Origin of the sequence: Pseudomonas sp. NBRC 111123, from assembly GCF_001320205.1 — a bacterium.
Lineage (GTDB): Bacteria > Pseudomonadota > Gammaproteobacteria > Pseudomonadales > Pseudomonadaceae > Aquipseudomonas > Aquipseudomonas putida_J.
Map to the genome: position 1 here is coordinate 65,496 of NZ_BCAZ01000022.1, position 15,981 is coordinate 81,476.

At 63.1% G+C, this 15,981-nt stretch carries 13 protein-coding genes; 7 read left to right on the plus strand and 6 right to left on the minus strand.

Annotated elements, in window-relative coordinates:
• The first annotated feature begins 55 nt into the window (after positions 1-55).
• Entirely contained in the window at positions 56-1,672 is a 1,617-nt protein-coding gene (locus APH27_RS13490) for an inorganic phosphate transporter (RefSeq protein ID WP_060485071.1), read from the plus strand.
• Between the two features lie 150 nt (positions 1,673-1,822).
• Here APH27_RS13490 and APH27_RS13495 read toward each other — a convergent pair whose 3' ends face one another.
• The 3 genes from APH27_RS13495 to APH27_RS13505 form a co-directional block, all read right to left on the minus strand.
• Positions 1,823-2,518, minus strand: a complete 696-nt coding sequence (locus tag APH27_RS13495) for a glutathione S-transferase N-terminal domain-containing protein (protein ID WP_060485072.1) — start codon at positions 2,516-2,518, stop codon at positions 1,823-1,825.
• A gap of 88 nt (positions 2,519-2,606) precedes the next feature.
• The gene (locus APH27_RS13500) at positions 2,607-3,107 is read right to left on the minus strand and encodes a PaaI family thioesterase (RefSeq protein WP_027920586.1); all 501 of its coding nucleotides are present in this window, start codon (positions 3,105-3,107) and stop codon (positions 2,607-2,609) included.
• 56 nt (positions 3,108-3,163) lie between these two features.
• Entirely contained in the window at positions 3,164-4,546 is a 1,383-nt protein-coding gene (locus APH27_RS13505; RefSeq protein WP_060485073.1) for an amino acid permease, read from the minus strand.
• 269 nt (positions 4,547-4,815) lie between these two features.
• Between APH27_RS13505 and gcvA the strand changes: the two genes are divergently transcribed.
• The gene (gene gcvA, locus APH27_RS13510; RefSeq protein ID WP_060485078.1) at positions 4,816-5,712 is read left to right on the plus strand and encodes a transcriptional regulator GcvA; all 897 of its coding nucleotides are present in this window, start codon (positions 4,816-4,818) and stop codon (positions 5,710-5,712) included.
• A gap of 201 nt (positions 5,713-5,913) precedes the next feature.
• A complete protein-coding gene (locus APH27_RS13515) occupies positions 5,914-7,164 on the plus strand; it encodes an aspartate aminotransferase family protein (protein ID WP_060485074.1) in 1,251 nt (416 codons plus the stop codon).
• Positions 7,165-7,167: 3 nt separating this feature from the next.
• Here the strand turns inward: APH27_RS13515 and APH27_RS13520 are convergent, their stop codons facing one another.
• A complete protein-coding gene (locus tag APH27_RS13520) occupies positions 7,168-7,470 on the minus strand; it encodes a hypothetical protein (protein ID WP_027920590.1) in 303 nt (100 codons plus the stop codon).
• A 264-nt stretch (positions 7,471-7,734) separates the two neighbouring features.
• On the opposite strand from APH27_RS13520, the gene APH27_RS13525 reads away from it, so the two are divergent.
• Together APH27_RS13525 and fusA are read left to right on the plus strand one after the other, a co-directional pair.
• A complete protein-coding gene (locus tag APH27_RS13525) occupies positions 7,735-8,160 on the plus strand; it encodes a hypothetical protein (RefSeq protein ID WP_027920591.1) in 426 nt (141 codons plus the stop codon).
• Between the two features lie 73 nt (positions 8,161-8,233).
• Positions 8,234-10,348: an elongation factor G gene (fusA, locus tag APH27_RS13530; protein ID WP_027920592.1), complete on the plus strand. Its 2,115-nt coding sequence runs from the start codon at positions 8,234-8,236 to the stop codon at positions 10,346-10,348.
• A gap of 148 nt (positions 10,349-10,496) precedes the next feature.
• On the opposite strand, the gene APH27_RS13535 is transcribed toward fusA, so the two are convergent.
• Positions 10,497-11,939 carry a SulP family inorganic anion transporter gene (locus APH27_RS13535; RefSeq protein ID WP_060485075.1) on the minus strand — a complete coding sequence of 481 codons (1,443 nt, stop codon included), beginning with the start codon at positions 11,937-11,939 and terminating at the stop codon, positions 10,497-10,499.
• Between the two features lie 93 nt (positions 11,940-12,032).
• Complete coding sequence (locus APH27_RS13540; RefSeq protein WP_027920594.1) at positions 12,033-13,193, minus strand: hypothetical protein; 1,161 nt, start codon at positions 13,191-13,193, stop codon at positions 12,033-12,035.
• Positions 13,194-13,336: 143 nt separating this feature from the next.
• On the opposite strand from APH27_RS13540, the gene APH27_RS13545 reads away from it, so the two are divergent.
• Both APH27_RS13545 and aceA read left to right on the plus strand, forming a co-directional pair.
• Positions 13,337-14,101 carry a secretin N-terminal domain-containing protein gene (locus APH27_RS13545; protein WP_177331670.1) on the plus strand — a complete coding sequence of 255 codons (765 nt, stop codon included), beginning with the start codon at positions 13,337-13,339 and terminating at the stop codon, positions 14,099-14,101.
• Between the two features lie 490 nt (positions 14,102-14,591).
• Positions 14,592-15,917 carry an isocitrate lyase gene (gene aceA, locus APH27_RS13550; RefSeq protein ID WP_023534769.1) on the plus strand — a complete coding sequence of 442 codons (1,326 nt, stop codon included), beginning with the start codon at positions 14,592-14,594 and terminating at the stop codon, positions 15,915-15,917.
• The last annotated feature ends 64 nt before the right edge of the window (positions 15,918-15,981 follow it).

Sequence of the window (15,981 nt, forward strand, 5' to 3'; positions counted from 1 at the left end):
CGGGGAATAGTTTCTATGCTCAGAGCCACCCTCGCCGACGCCAATCGGAGCCCCCATGGCAACCCCGTCCCTGGCCAGCCAGCAGCCACTGGCCCACAGCGATTCCCGCCCACAGCTTTCGCACAAGCCCGGGCGCGCCACCCTCGTACTGTTCTTCGGCCTGCTGCTGGCCGGTGTCGCCTACACTGCCTGGAGCCTCAAGCAGGACGTGACCGCCAGCGACACGGTGGTCACCACCGTCACGCCGTTTCTGCTGCTGGGCCTGGCACTGCTGATTGCCCTGGGCTTCGAGTTCGTCAACGGTTTCCACGACACCGCCAACGCAGTGGCCACAGTGATCTACACCCACTCGCTGCCAGCGCCGGTGGCGGTGGTCTGGTCCGGGTTGTGCAACTTCCTCGGCGTGCTGCTTTCCAGCGGCGCGGTGGCGTTCGGCATCATCGCCCTGCTGCCGGTGGAGCTGATTCTACAGGTCGGCTCCACGGCGGGCTTTGCCATGGTCTTCGCCTTGCTGCTGGCAGCCATCATCTGGAACCTCGGCACCTGGTGGCTGGGGTTGCCGGCATCCTCCTCGCACACGCTGATCGGCTCGATCATCGGCGTCGGCGTGGCCAACGCACTGATGCACGGGCGTGACGGCACCAGCGGGGTCGACTGGGCCCAGGCCAGCAAGGTCGGCTATGCCCTGCTGTTTTCGCCACTGATCGGCTTCGCCTGCGCAGCCCTGTTGTTGCTGGCACTGCGCGCACTGGTCAAGCGCAAAGAGCTGTACCAGGCGCCGGAGGGCCGCACGCCGCCGCCATGGTGGATCCGCGGGATTCTGATCCTGACCTGCACCGGCGTGTCGTTCGCCCATGGTTCCAACGACGGGCAGAAAGGCATGGGCCTGATCATGCTGATCCTGGTGGGCACCCTGCCGATGGCCTATGCCCTGAACAAGACCATGCCCAGCGAGCAGGCGCTGCAGTTTTCTGCGGTGGCCGAGGTGACCCGCCAGGCGCTGGTACGCACGGCCCCCGGGCCGACCCCCGGCGACCCGCGCCAGGTGCTGACCGCGTTCATCGCCGAGCCCAAGGCCAGCCCGCAGCTGGTGCCGGCGCTGGCTGAGCTCACCGGCCTGATCGGTGACCAGGTCAAAGGCTACGGTTCGCTGCGCAGCGTGCCAGGCGAGGCCATGGCCAACGTGCGCAATGACATGTACCTGACCAGCGAAGCCATCCGCCTGATCGAGAAAAATCAACTGGTGGCGTTGGACGCCGATACCCGCAGCCATGTGCAGCTGTTCAAGAACCAGCTGGACGACGCCACCCGCTATATCCCGCTTTGGGTCAAGGTGGCGGTGGCCATCGCATTGGGCCTGGGCACCATGGTCGGCTGGAAGCGAATCGTGGTGACGGTGGGCGAAAAGATCGGCAAGACCCACCTGAGCTATGCCCAAGGTGCTTCGGCGGAAGTGGTGGCCATGTGCACCATCGGTGCGGCGGACATGTTCGGGCTGCCGGTGTCGACCACCCACGTACTGAGCTCCGGGGTGGCCGGGACCATGGTCGCCAACGGCTCGGGGATTCAGCAGCGGACCCTGATCAACCTGCTGATGGCCTGGGTGCTGACCCTGCCGGCGGCGATGCTGCTGGCCGGGAGCCTGTACTGGCTGCTGAACCAGATCTTCTAGGCTGAAATGCGAGTCTTGTAGGAGCGGCCTTGCGTCGCGAAAGGGGTGCGAAGCGCCCCCAGGATTCAGCTCCGCCGCAAGTGTCGCCGGGGCCGCTTTGCGGCCCTTTCGCGACGCAAGGCCGCTCCTACAGAGGTCAGTGTTGCCTGATCAGGCGGGGATTTTCAGGCCACGCTGTACTGCTGGTCGCTCGAGGAACTTCGCCAGCACACGCTGCACTTCCTTGAATTCGTCGAAGCCCACCAGATCGCGTGCGTTGTAACGCTCCACCAGGTTGCGCACCCAAGGGAAGATGGCAATGTCGGCGATGCTGTATTCATCGACCATCCACTCGCGCCCTTTCAGGTGCCGGTCCAGCACACCCAGCAAGCGCTTCGATTCGTTGACGTAACGGTCGCGCGGACGCTTGTCTTCGTATTCCTTGCCGGCAAAGAAATGGAAGAAACCGACCTGGCCGAACATCGGCCCGATGCCGCCCATCTGGAACATCAGCCACTGCAGGGTCTGGTAACGCTGGGCCGGGTCCTGGCTCAGCAGCTGCCCGCTCTTTTCCGCCAGGTACTGCAGGATCGCCCCCGACTCGAACAGCGGCAACGGTTGCCCGCCCGGGCCATTGGGGTCGAGGATCGCCGGGATCTTGTTGTTGGCGCTGAGGGCGATGAATTCCGGGCTCAGCTGGTCATCGTTGTCGAAGCTGACTTTGTGCGGCTCATAGGCCAGGCCGATCTCCTCCAGCATGATCGACACCTTGACGCCGTTGGGCGTGGGCAGCGAGTACAGCTGCAGGCGTTCGGGGTGCTTCGCGGGCCATTTGCGGGTAATGGGGAAAGCGCTCAGATCGGTCATGTTCAACCTTGGCCGTGGGAATGGACTTGTCACTCTAGAGACATCCCGCGCGGCTGACCATCACCGGCCGTTGATCAGCTGGCCTGGCTCAGCTGGCTTGGCCATGCGCCTTGAGCTTGAGCTTTTCGGTGTCCACCCGCACGAACACCGAGTCGGCGCTGACCGTCAGCACATCGCCGGCCCAAACCTCGCAGATGACCCGGGTCTTGCGCCCGACTTCACCTTCCACACGCGCCTTGAGCAGCAGCTCCACGCCCATCGGTGTGGGTTTGAGGTAATTCAGCCCAAGGCTGCCGGTGACACAATCGATGCGTGGCAGGCTGCCCGCTTCACGGCCTTCGGCGCGGTAGTGGTAGGCCATCGCGGTCCAGTTCGAATGGCAGTCGACCAGCATGGCCAGCAGGCCACCATAGACCAGGCCGGGCCAGCCGATGAAGGTGCTGTCGGGTGAATGCCGGCACAACAGGTGAATGCCGTCGGCATCCCAGTGGCTTTGCAGGTGCAGGCCGGACGGGTGGGAGCAGCCACAACCAAAGCAAGTACCTTCGGGGGCGGCCAGGGCCTGGAGAGAAAGAATCGGGTCGTTCATACGCTGCCTGTGCTTGTTGGAATGGGGGCGCGAAACGCCCCCATTAAAGCAGAAGCTCAAGCCAGCTGGGCAACCACCTTGCTGCCTCTCTGGGTCAGTGACACCAGCAGGATGAACAGGGTCACGCCGGCAGTCATCAGCGTCTCGTAGCGGTAGGCATCGCTGAACAGCATGTAGCCCAGGACCATGACGATGGTGCCGATCACCAGCCAGGTCAGCCAGGGGAACAGCCACATCTTCAGCTCCAGCGGCCGCCCTTCACGCTCGGCACGGGCGCGCATGCGCAGCTGCGACACGGCGATCACCAGGTACACCAGCAAGGCGATGGCGCCAGTGGTAGACAGCAGGAAACCGAACACCTTGCCCGGCAGTACATAGTTGACGAAGCAACCGACGAAACCCGCCAAGGTCGAGAGGATCACTGCCACGGTCGGCACGCCAGCGCCGGAAATACGCTTGGTCATGCTCAACGCCTGACCACGGGCACCCAGCGAGTAGAGCATCCGCGAAGCGGTGTAGAGGCCGGAGTTCATGCAACTGGTCACCGCCACCAGCACCACCAGGTCGACCAGCAACTTGGCCCCCGGCACGTTCAACACTTCCAGCACACGCTGGAACGAGCCCACCGCTTTGAGGCTTGGGTCGTTCCAGGCCACCAGCGACACCACCAGGAAGATCGACGCCAGGTAGAAGATGGCGATGCGGTACACCACCAGATTGGTGGCGCGGCGGATCTTGTCTTTCGGGTTGGCGGTTTCGTCGGCGGCAATGGTGACGATCTCGGCACCGAAGAACGAGAAAATGGTGATCAGCACGCCACCGAGCACGGTGCCGAAACCGTTGGGCATGAACCCACCGTTGTCCCACAGGCGGCTGATGCCGGACACCTCGGCCAGCGGCCAGAAGCCGAACACAGCCAAGCTGCAGACCCCGATGAAGGCGATGATCGCGACCACCTTGACCAGCGCGAACCAGTACTCGAACGCGCCGAAGTTCTTCACGCTGACCAGGTTGGTGCCCGACAGCACGACCATGATCAGGAAGGCGAACAGCCAGGACGGCACGCCAGGGAAATAGGCATGCAGGATATCTGCACCGGCAATGGCCTCGACCGGAATGATCAGCACCCAGAACCACCAGTACAGCCAACCGATGGTAAAGCCTGCCCAGGGGCCGATGGCCTCCGAGGCGTAGGTGGAGAACGAACCGCTGTTGGGGTTGGCGATGGCCATTTCGCCAAGCATGCGCATCACCAGCAGCACCAGCAGGCCGGTCATTGCATAGGAGATGAGAATGGCCGGGCCCGCAGTGGCGATGGCGTTGGAAGACCCGATGAACAGGCCGGCACCGATGATGCCGGCAATGGAAATCATGGACACCTGACGCGAGGTCAGACCGTGCTGCAAGGAACGCTGTTTGTTGTTGTGTAGCGAAGCCATGAAGAACCCTCGAATGGGTCGGCCGGCGTGCGGCGCATGTGCCGTCGACGGCTGAAAAGTTGGAGCAGAATTCGGGTAGGTCGTATTGCTCGTTGTTGTTGTTTTATGTCGCCGGTCGCGCACTTGCCTCCTCTTCGCCCTACCGGTTGTAATCGTTGATCGGGGTCAGTATTAATCTATAGGGCGAGGTCAACAAACGACCTTTTCGAAGCACATGATTCCGGTATGGAATGAACTTCTTCTTTTTTTTTGCTCGGTACGCGCCTGCCATGTCCAAACGCCTGATGCCCTCGACCACCGCCCTGCAGTGCTTCGAAGCCGCCGCCCGGCACCTGAGCTTCACCCGTGCGGCACAGGAGCTGCACCTGACCCAAAGCGCCGTGAGCAAGCAGGTGGCGCAGCTCGAGGACATGCTCTCGCATTCGCTGTTCCAGCGTATTCGCCGGCGCCTGCACCTGACCCCGGCGGGGGCGCTGTACCTCACCGAAGTGAACAAGATCCTCACCCAGATCGACATTTCCAGCCGCTACATCCTCAGCTACGGCGACGAGACCGAGGTGCTGCGCATCGCCACCCAGCCGACCTTCGGCGCGCGCTGGCTGGTGCCCAGGCTCAAGGGCTTTGGCGAGCGCCACCCGCGCATTCACCTGGACATCCGCAACGAACTGGAGCCGTTCGACCTGGTACAGGCCAAGGCCGATATCGCCTTTTTCTTTGGCCAGGGCACGTGGCCGGGGGCCACTTGCATCGAGCTGTTCAGCGAGGAAGTGGTGCCGGTGTGCGCGCCCGGGCTGCTGGCCCGGCACCGCTTCGACAGCGCCGAGGCGCTTACCGAACACCGGCTGCTGCAGTGCGCATCACGCCCGGAAGCCTGGCACGAGTGGTTCCTGGGGTTGGGCCTGCACAGCCAGAACAGCTACCACGGGCCGCGCTTCGACACGTTCTACCTGTGCATCCGGGCGGCTATCGCCGGCTGTGGCATCGCCCTGATTCCGCGCTACCTGGTGGCTGAAGAACTGAGCGAAGGAAAGCTGGTGGTGGCCTGGGACCACCCGGTGGCGAGCAATGGCCGGCATTTCATCGCCCATGCCGAGCACGCCGCCGAAGTGCCCAAGGTCAAGGCCTTCGTGCAGTGGATTCGCGAACGGGTGGCTGAGGGAGATTGACGTCGCCTGTTCTGGCCTCTTCGCGGGTAAACCCGCTCCCACAGGGTTAGCGAAAGATTCAAGTCTTGTGCAGGGAGCGGGTTTGCCCGCGCAGGGGCAGGTTCATGAATCTGAGGAATGACCGCAATCGAATAATTCGTTTGCGGAATATGACTGCGGCGCGCTTGGATATTAAGAAACTCGAACAAGGTCCGCGTGCCCATGAATCTGGAAAGTATCAGTCAATCCATCGCCATCGTTCATCCGATCACACTTTCCCATGGCCGCAATGCCGAAGTCTGGGATACCGACGGCAAACGTTACATCGACTTTGTCGGCGGTATCGGCGTGCTCAACCTGGGCCACTGCAACCCGGCCGTGGTCGCAGCGATCCAGGCCCAGGCCAGCCGCCTGACCCACTACGCCTTCAACGCCGCCCCCCACGGCCCGTACCTGGAGCTGATGGAGCGCCTGCGCCAGTTCGTCCCGGTCAGCTACCCGTTGGCCGGCATGCTCACCAACAGTGGCGCAGAAGCTGCGGAAAACGCCCTGAAGGTCGCCCGCGGCGCCACCGGCAAACGCGCCATCATCGCCTTCGACGGTGGTTTCCACGGCCGCACCCTGGCCACCCTGAATCTCAACGGCAAGGTCGCGCCCTACAAGCAGCGGGTCGGTGAACTGCCGGGGCCGGTGTACCACCTGCCCTACCCCAGCGCCGACACCGGCGTCACCTGCGAGCAGGCGCTCCAGGCCATGGACCGCCTGTTCAGCGTCGAGTTGGCGGTAGAGGACGTGGCGGCGTTCATCTTCGAACCGGTGCAAGGCGAAGGGGGCTTCCTCGCCCTCGACCCGGCGTTTGCCCAGGCGCTGCGGCGCTTCTGCGACGAGCGCGCAATCCTGATCATCATCGACGAGATCCAGTCCGGCTTCGGCCGCACTGGCCAGCGCTTTGCCTTCCCGCGCCTAGGGCTTGAACCGGACCTGCTGCTGCTGGCGAAAAGCATCGCCGGCGGCATGCCGCTGGGTGCAGTGGTCGGGCGTCAGGATTTGCTGGCGGCATTGCCCAAGGGCGGCCTGGGGGGCACCTATTCGGGCAACCCGATTGCCTGCGCGGCGGCGCTGGCGAGCCTGGCACAGATGACCGACGAGAACGTCGCCACCTGGGGTGAACGGCAGGAACAAGCGATCGTTGCCCGCCACCAGCGCTGGAAGGCCTCGGGCCTGAGCCCGTTCATCGGCCGCCTGACCGGCGTGGGCGCCATGCGTGGCATCGAGTTCGTCAATGCCGATGGCAGCCCGGCCCCGGCGCAACTGGCCAAGGTAATGGAAGCGGCGCGAGCCAAGGGCCTGCTGCTGATGCCAAGCGGCAAGGCGCGGCACATCATCCGCCTGCTGGCACCGCTGACTATCGAGGCCGAGGTGCTCGAAGAGGGGCTGGATATCCTCGAGCAGTGCCTGGCCGAGCTGGAATGAGGCTTAAAGGCCCAGTTCCTGCGGGGTGAGCATGTCGGACTCGAAGGCAATCCAGCCGCCTTCGAGTTCGGCGTGGCCGTTGACGATCGGGCCGTAGTAGGTCAGGCCATTCTCCAGGGTCACGCAGATGTGCGTGGCCGACTTCTCGGGGGCCGCGAGCGTACCGACGAAATGCACCTTCTTCAGGGTTTCGGTCACCGCTTCCAGACCCACGCGCATGTTGGGGTTTTCCGAGGCCTCGGTGTCACCGCCACGGTCTTCGGCGCTGATGGTCACGGTGGCGGTGTACGGGTACTTGGTGCTCAAGCGGGGTTACCTCGAAAAAGGGTTGGGCGTGTTAAGGCGCGTAGAGTACGGCAGGTGATCTCTATTGTCTCTACTGGCCTCTTCGCGGCGGTTCGACGCCTCGATAAACCCGCTCCCACAGAGATTGCACATTGCTCAAGGTACGCACACTGACTGTGGGAGCGGGTTCACCCGCGAAAGGGCCAGACCTGCAACAGGTGATCTGTAGAGCCCGATCTGTTAGGGTGCCCGCCGATGCACGCCACACCACACGAGGACACCTGAGTGAGCGCCGAAGAACCCCTGATCGCCGACCTGTTCGAGGTCGACAAACGCCTGACCCTCAAGCCCGTCGTGGACTTCAACAGCTACCTGCGCAGCGCCTTCGGTGAAGGCCCGTGCCGCTGCTACCGCTGCGCCGAAGGCAGCGACGACAACAGCTACAGCCATGCACACAACTTCACGTTCGAAGGCCGCCCGTGGCACCGCCGCTTTGCCAGCACCGCCGGCAGCGACGTCGCCCAGGTGCTGAAAAAGGCCTGGCTGTCTTACACCAAGGCCGACCTCAGCCTGATCGGTGCGCTGGACCTCACCACCCTCAAGACTTTCACCGAAGCCGCCCTGCACCAGCGCCTTCTGGCTCTGCTGCCGGCCAGCGGCCTGGCCCGCGAAATCGACGGCCAATGGATGCTGCAAGCCCAGGCCGACTGACGGCCCGGCGGTCAGGCAGGATTCCCCCGCTCTGCTACCGTGGGAGAATCCGTATCGCCGCAGGTAGTCCGCCATGGCCCGTACAACGCCCATCGAGCTGTACCGCAATATCGGCATCGTCGCTCACGTGGATGCTGGCAAGACCACGACCACCGAACGCATCCTGTTCTACACCGGGGTCAACCACAAGATGGGCGAGGTGCACGATGGCGCCGCGACCATGGACTGGATGGCCCAGGAGCAGGAGCGCGGCATCACCATCACCTCGGCGGCGACCACGGCCTTCTGGCAAGGCTCGACCAAACAGTTCGCCGACAAATACCGCTTCAACATCATCGACACCCCCGGCCACGTCGACTTCACCATCGAGGTGGAGCGCTCGCTGCGCGTGCTCGATGGCGCGGTGGTGGTGTTCAGTGGTGCCGACGGCGTCGAACCGCAATCCGAGACGGTCTGGCGCCAGGCCAACAAGTACCACGTGCCGCGCCTGGCCTACATCAACAAGATGGACCGCCAGGGTGCCGACTTCTTGCGCGTGGTCAAGCAGATCGACAAGCGCCTGGGGCATCACCCGGTACCGATCCAGCTGGCCATCGGCAGCGAGGAGAACTTCATCGGCCAGATCGACCTGGTGAAGATGAAGGCGATCTACTGGAACGATGCCGACAACGGCACCAGCTACCGCGAAGAAGAGATCCCCGCCGAGCTTCAGGCGCTGGCCGACGAATGGCGCGCGCACATGATCGAGGCTGCAGCCGAGGCCAATGACGAGCTGACCGAGAAGTTTCTCGATGGCGAGGAACTCAGCGTCGAAGAGATCAAGGCCGCCCTGCGCCAGCGCACGATTGCCAACGAAATCGTCCCGACCATCCTGGGTTCTTCGTTCAAGAACAAGGGTGTGCCACTGATGCTCGACGCGGTGATCGACTACCTGCCTGCCCCGTCGGAAATCCCGGCGATCAAGGGCACCGACCCAGACGACGAAGAAAAGCACCTGGAGCGCCACGCGGACGACAAAGAGCCCTTTTCTGCCCTGGCTTTCAAGATCGCCACCGACCCCTTCGTCGGCACCCTGACCTTCGCCCGGGTGTATTCAGGCGTGCTCAGCTCAGGCAACGCCGTGCTCAATTCGGTAAAAGGCAAGAAGGAACGCATCGGCCGCATGGTGCAGATGCACGCCAACCAGCGCGCAGAGATCAAGGACGTGTGCGCCGGCGACATTGCCGCCCTGATCGGCATGAAGGACGTGACCACCGGCGACACCCTCTGCGACATCGACAAACCGATCATCCTTGAGCGCATGGACTTTCCCGACCCGGTGATTTCGGTGGCCGTCGAGCCAAAGACCAAGGGTGACCAGGAGAAAATGGGCATCGCCCTGAGCAAGCTGGCCCAGGAAGACCCGTCGTTCCGGGTACGCACCGATGAAGAAACCGGCCAGACCATCATCTCGGGGATGGGCGAACTGCACCTGGACATCATCGTCGACCGCATGCGACGCGAGTTCAACGTCGACGCCAATATCGGCAAGCCGCAGGTGGCCTACCGCGAAAAGATCCGCAACACCTGCGAGATCGAGGGCCGCTTCGTCCGCCAGTCTGGCGGGCGCGGTCAGTATGGCCACTGCTGGATTCGCTTTGCTCCCGGCGATGAAGGCAAGGAAGGCCTGGAGTTCATCAACGAGATCGTCGGGGGCGTAGTGCCACGCGAGTACATACCGGCAATCCAGAAAGGCATCGAGGAGCAGATGAAGAACGGCGTGCTGGCCGGTTACCCGCTGATCAACCTGAAGGCGGCGGTGTACGACGGCTCCTACCATGACGTCGACTCCAACGAAATGGCCTACAAGATCGCCGCGTCCATGGCCACCAAGCAGCTGTCGCAGAAAGGCGGTGCGGTGTTGCTGGAACCGGTGATGAAGGTCGAGGTGGTGACGCCGGAGGAGTATCAGGGCGACATCATGGGTGACTTGAGCCGGCGCCGCGGCATGATCCAGGATGGCGACGAGACGCCGGCGGGCAAGGTGATCCGTGCCGAAGTGCCGCTGGGCGAGATGTTCGGCTATGCCACCTCGATGCGCTCGATGACCCAGGGGCGTGCAAGTTACACGATGGAGTTCACCCGCTATGCCGAGGCACCGGCGAGCATTGCCGATGCCATCGTCAAGAAGAACCGCGGGGAGCCCTGAACCCCACACGCCCTGCAGGAGCGGCCTTGTGTCGCGAAAGGGCTGCGCAGCGGCCCCAGGTCTTCAGTCATGCAGCAGAGATTGTCGGGGGCGCTGCGCGCCCCTTCGCGACACAAGGCCGCTCCTACAAAGATCGCGTCCGCTGGCCTCAGTGCTGCTCGCCAGCCCGCTTCAGCAGCTTCTTGCAGCGCTCTGACAGGTGCACCACGCGCAAATGCTTGCCTGCCTTGGCATAGCGTTCACGCAAGGTCTTCAGCGCCGCAATCGCCGAATAATCGACAAAACTCAGGTGCCGGCAATCGAGGGTGACCTTGGCCGGATCACCCGCCGGGTCAAACTGGTTGAGAAACGGCGCGGTCGAGGCAAAGAACAGCGTGCCATGCACCTGGTAATGCTTGCACCCTTCCCCGTCCTCGTGGCTGTCGGCGTACAGCTCGCGGGCATGCTGCCAGGCGAAGTTGACCGCCGCGATGACGATGCCGAACAGCACCGCAGTGGCCAGGTCGGTGAACACCGTCACCACCGTCACCGCGATGATCGCCAACACATCGCTCACCGGCACCTTGTGCAGCACCCGCAACGAGGCCCAGGCAAAGGTCTGCTGAGCCACCACGAACATTACCCCGACCAGTGCCGCCAACGGAATGCGCTCGATCAGTGGCGACAGGAACAGCACGAACAGCAGAATCATCACCCCGGCTACCACGCCCGACAGCCGGCCACGGCCGTTGGAACTGAGGTTGATCACGGTCTGCCCGATCATCGCGCAGCCGCCCATGCCGCCGCACAGGCCGGAGATCATGTTGGCCGCGCCCAGGGCCACGCATTCGCGGTCCGGGTAGCCGCGGCTCTCGGTGATCTCATCGGTGAGGTTGAGGGTCAGCAGGGTTTCCAGCAGGCCAACCATGGCCATCAGCACCGCGTAGGGGGCGATGATCTTCAGGGTTTCCAGGTTCCACGGCACTTGCGGCAGGGCCACCTGCGGCAGGCCACCGGCGATGTGCGCCATGTCGCCGAGGGTGCGCGTTGGCAGGTCGAACAGGTACACCAGCACGCCAACCCCAAGGATCGCCACCAGTGCCGGCGGCACCGCGCGGGTCAATTTTGGCAGCCCATAAACCACCAGCATGGTCAGCGCCACCAGGCCGAGCATCAGGTACAGCGGTGCACCACTGAGCCAGTGTTCGCCATCCTTGAAGTGCTCGAGCTGGGCCATGGCGATGACGATCGCCAGGCCGTTGACGAAGCCGAGCATCACCGGGTACGGCACCAGCCGCACCAGCTTGCCCAGACGCAGCAGGCCGAACAGGATCATCACCACCCCGCCCAGCAATACCGTGGCCAGCAGGTATTGCACACCGTGCTGCACCACCAGGGCGACGATCACCACCGCCATGGAACCTGCAGCCCCGGAGATCATGCCCGGGCGGCCGCCGAGCAACGCCGTCAGGGTGCAGATGATGAAGGCGCCATACAGCCCCATCAATGGGTTGAGATGGGCCACCAGGGCAAAGGCGATGCATTCGGGCACCAGGGCAAACGAGGTGGTCAGGCCGGCGAGCAGGTCGGCACGTAGTCGGGCGGGTTTCATGGGCATCCTGTGGTGCAGTCCAAGCGGACGGTACGAAAAATCAAGGGCCGCGATGTTACGGAATTTGTCTGGCAGCGGCCACCGCAAGGCGTGTCATCGGCGTGTGCGGGTCAGCCACTGCGCCATCGATGCATCCTCCAGGGCGTACTCGCCGCGGTTGGCCTTCCACACCAGCTCCTTCTCGCGCAGGGCGTCCAGGGCCTTCTGCACGTTGGGCGTGCTGGCATTGGCTTCGACGCGGGCCTGCTCCAGCTTGCGCGCCACATCGAGCAAGGTCTGCTCGGTGAACGGCGAGAACGGCTGCCGGCCCTGGGCGCGCTCGGCCATGATCTCAAGCACCGCCTGCTGCAAGGGCGACAACTCATTCCAGGCGCTTTCGTAATCGCTCCACACGCCGGCCTGGTGATTGAGCGCGCCGGTGCGCAGCAACTCACCCAGGTTAGCCGCCTCGCCCAAGCCGACGCTGACCTCGGCCAGCAACGTGTTGAGCATTTCAGGCCGCCGCCCCACCAACTCGAAGGCGTATTCCAGGTCCGCGGCCTTGAACTGGTTGCTGTCGGCCAGGCGGCGGTTCCACAGCTCAGTGATGAAGCCGACATACTCGCGCCCAAGCAAGGGGAACGGGGTAATGCTGGCACCGAAGAAAGGTTGCTTGCTCTTGAGCACCAGATTGGCGAGCTTGTCGCGGCTGGAACCTGTGAACACCAGGCGCAGGCCGTCCGGGCGGTCACCCCGGTTCAGGTGGTCGCGTGCGGCCTTGAGGGCGAACATGGCATTGAGGCCTTCCTCACTGTTCAGGGCGTGCTGCGCTTCATCGATGATCAGTACCACCATCTGCCCTGACACCTGGTGCAGCACCGCCAGCGCCTGAGCCAGGGTAGTGCCCGCGGGCAATTGTGGACGGGTGAAGTCCCAACTGAGGGTGCGCAGCAGGTTGATCTTGTCTATGCCGGCTTTTTTCGCCGCCTTGGCCAGTGCACTCTCGAAGCCGCCAAGCGCGGTGCCGATCGCGCCGCTGATCAGGTCTGCCGGGGCTGCGTCGCGGTCCGACCACAGGTCGACATACACCGGTAGCCAGCCACGCTGCACACACTCGGGAATGAAGTCGTTGTTGAGGAAGGTACTTTTACCGGTACGCCGAGGTGCAGCCAGGAACATCCCCGAACTGTAATCGACCAGCGATTCGCCGGCCAAATCCTGGGCCAGGGCCTTGGCCAGTTGCTCACGGCGCAGGAGCGGACGGGAGGGCGACATGCCATTATCCTCAATTATCTGGATGACTATAATTTATAGCCTACAAGATAAAAACCGATAAAACACCCGGCATTCATTCAGCCGCAGCATGCAAACAAGCAGCTGTGATCCAGGGCCGGCAAACACCTGACAAATTTGCCATCATGTTGATTCCACCTGCGGAGAACATGAGCATGCCGCTACGCCCCCTTTTCGCCTCGCTACTACTGGCCGCCAGCCTCACTGCCCAGGCCGCCACCGAGGTGGTGCCCTTGCAGCATCGCAGCAGCGCCGAGCTGTTGCCCGCCGCCCAAGCCTTCATTGGCCGCGACGGCACCGTCAGCGCCTTCGAGAACAAGCTGATCGTCAACGCCAGCCCCGAACGCATCGACGACCTGCGCGCCCTGCTGCAGCAGCTGGACACCGTTCCCAAGCGCCTGCTGATCAGTGTCGACAACACCGACAGCAACTACCAGGACAACCGCGGCAACGGCCAGGTCATTCGCTATGGCACCAGCAACCGCGAAGGCGGCTTGCAGCAGATCCAGGCCAGCGAAGGCCAACCGGCACTGATTCAGGTCGGCCAGAGCATCCCGATCACCAGCACCAGCACCGACGGCTACGGGCGCATCCAGAGCAACACCGAATACCGCAATGTGACCCAAGGTTTCTACGTCACGCCAAGCTTGAGCGGGGATACGGTTCGCCTGCAAATAAGCACCAATAATGACCGAATCAGCCAGGAACGTGCCGATGTAGTGAAAGTGCAAAGTACCGACACGACAATCAGCGGAAGGCTCGGAGAATGGATCACCCTGGCCGGCCACAACCAGCAGAGTCAAGCCGACCGTAACCCGTCAAGCCGTACCTACAGCACGCAACGGGGTGAAAACATGACTTTGCGTGTCAAAGTCGACCTTCTGGACTGATCCCAGGCAATTCAAGGCCTCGACCAAAGGCCTTGAAACTGACTGCCAAGTCGCATTAGACCAAGGATGTAGTAAGTTAGAAAAAGCACTACAAAACATTTGACAGGGTGTTTTTCCCAAGGGCATGATGGCCTCGCTCCCGCTAATCAGGGGCCCTGGCAAGGGCCTTCGAGGCGTACTCCTTCCACCCCTGGAGGCACCTCGTGTCTATACGGCCCACAAGGCGGTTCGACGGGATTGCGACTGCAACGAAGAAGTTGTCCCGAGGGACGGAAGCGCATCACCGCAGTTCTGGCAATCGCGTAGCACCGCAGCAAGGCAACCACGAGCCGACCTGCCGGAGCACACTTGCGCCTGGCCTGCACCTCCTTCCCCTTCGAGCCTTCGCGTTCGCCGCCGCACGCCCCCGAACAGGACAGCCGCCAGGTCCCTGATCTGCCCCGAGCATCAGCACAATTAACCCAAGATCGATGCGACGAGGTTTATTTCCATGGCACTGACACGCGAACAGCAAATTGCAGCCCTCGAGAAAGACTGGGCCGAGAACCCGCGCTGGAAAGGCGTGACCCGTACCTACACCGCCGCCGATGTCGTTCGCCTGCGTGGCTCCCTGCAGCCGGAGCACACCCTGGCTCGCCTGGGCGCAGAAAAACTGTGGAAGCTGGTCACCCAAGGTGCCCACCCGTCCTTCCGCCCAGAAAAAGATTTCGTCAACTGCATGGGCGCCCTGACCGGTGGCCAGGCAGTGCAGCAGGTCAAGGCCGGCATCCAGGCCATCTACCTGTCCGGCTGGCAAGTGGCCGCCGACAACAACTCGGCCGAGTCCATGTACCCAGACCAGTCGCTGTACCCGGTCGACTCGGTACCGACCGTGGTCAAGCGCATCAACAACTCGTTCCGCCGCGCCGACCAGATCCAGTGGAAAGCCGGCAAGAACCCGGGCGACGAAGGCTACATCGACTACTTCGCGCCGATCGTGGCTGATGCCGAAGCCGGTTTCGGTGGCGTGCTGAACGCCTACGAGCTGATGAAGAACATGATCGAAGCAGGCGCCGCTGGCGTGCACTTCGAAGACCAGCTGGCCTCGGTGAAAAAATGCGGCCACATGGGTGGCAAGGTACTGGTACCTACCCAGGAAGCCGTGCAGAAGCTGGTGGCCGCGCGCCTGGCTGCCGACGTATCGGGTGTGCCAACCATCATCCTGGCCCGTACCGACGCCAACGCCGCTGACCTGCTGACCAGCGACTGCGACCCATACGACCAGCCGTTCGTGATCGGCGAGCGTACCCGTGAAGGCTTCTACAAGGTGCGTGCCGGCCTCGACCAGGCCATCGCCCGCGGCCTGGCTTACGCGCCGTACGCCGACCTGATCTGGTGCGAGACCGCCAAGCCGGACCTGGACGAAGCCCGCCGCTTCGCCGAAGCGATCAAGAAGGAATACCCGGACCAGATCCTGTCGTACAACTGCTCGCCTTCCTTCAACTGGAAAAAGAACCTGGACGACGCAACCATCGCCAAGTTCCAGCGCGAACTGTCGGCCATGGGCTACAAGCACCAGTTCATCACCCTGGCCGGCATTCACAACATGTGGCACGGCATGTTCAACCTGGCGCACGACTATGCCCGCAACGACATGACCGCCTACGTGAAGCTGCAGGAGCAGGAATTCGCCGACGCCAGCAAAGGCTACACCTTCGTGGCGCACCAGCAGGAAGTCGGCACCGGCTACTTCGACGACATGACCACCGTGATCCAGGGTGGCGCTTCGTCGGTGACCGCACTGACCGGTTCGACCGAGGAAGAGCAGTTCCACTGATAGTGGGGTGCTGATGCAGGAAGGCCCGGGGCTTGCAAAAGCCCCGGGCCTTCCTTTTGGGGCT

Bases quoted from the DNA above. Each gene is read 5' to 3' on its own strand.
- APH27_RS13490 (WP_060485071.1), top strand. From the start codon at position 56: ATGGCAACCCCGTCCCTGGCCAGCCAGCAGCCACTGGCCCACAGCGAT.
- APH27_RS13495 (WP_060485072.1), bottom strand. From the start codon at position 2,518: ATGACCGATCTGAGCGCTTTCCCCATTACCCGCAAATGGCCCGCGAAG.
- APH27_RS13500 (WP_027920586.1), bottom strand. From the start codon at position 3,107: ATGAACGACCCGATTCTTTCTCTCCAGGCCCTGGCCGCCCCCGAAGGT.
- APH27_RS13505 (WP_060485073.1), bottom strand. From the start codon at position 4,546: ATGGCTTCGCTACACAACAACAAACAGCGTTCCTTGCAGCACGGTCTG.
- gcvA (WP_060485078.1), top strand. From the start codon at position 4,816: ATGTCCAAACGCCTGATGCCCTCGACCACCGCCCTGCAGTGCTTCGAA.
- APH27_RS13515 (WP_060485074.1), top strand. From the start codon at position 5,914: ATGAATCTGGAAAGTATCAGTCAATCCATCGCCATCGTTCATCCGATC.
- fusA (WP_027920592.1), top strand. From the start codon at position 8,234: ATGGCCCGTACAACGCCCATCGAGCTGTACCGCAATATCGGCATCGTC.
- APH27_RS13535 (WP_060485075.1), bottom strand. From the start codon at position 11,939: ATGAAACCCGCCCGACTACGTGCCGACCTGCTCGCCGGCCTGACCACC.
- APH27_RS13540 (WP_027920594.1), bottom strand. From the start codon at position 13,193: ATGTCGCCCTCCCGTCCGCTCCTGCGCCGTGAGCAACTGGCCAAGGCC.
- APH27_RS13545 (WP_177331670.1), top strand. From the start codon at position 13,337: ATGTTGATTCCACCTGCGGAGAACATGAGCATGCCGCTACGCCCCCTT.
- aceA (WP_023534769.1), top strand. From the start codon at position 14,592: ATGGCACTGACACGCGAACAGCAAATTGCAGCCCTCGAGAAAGACTGG.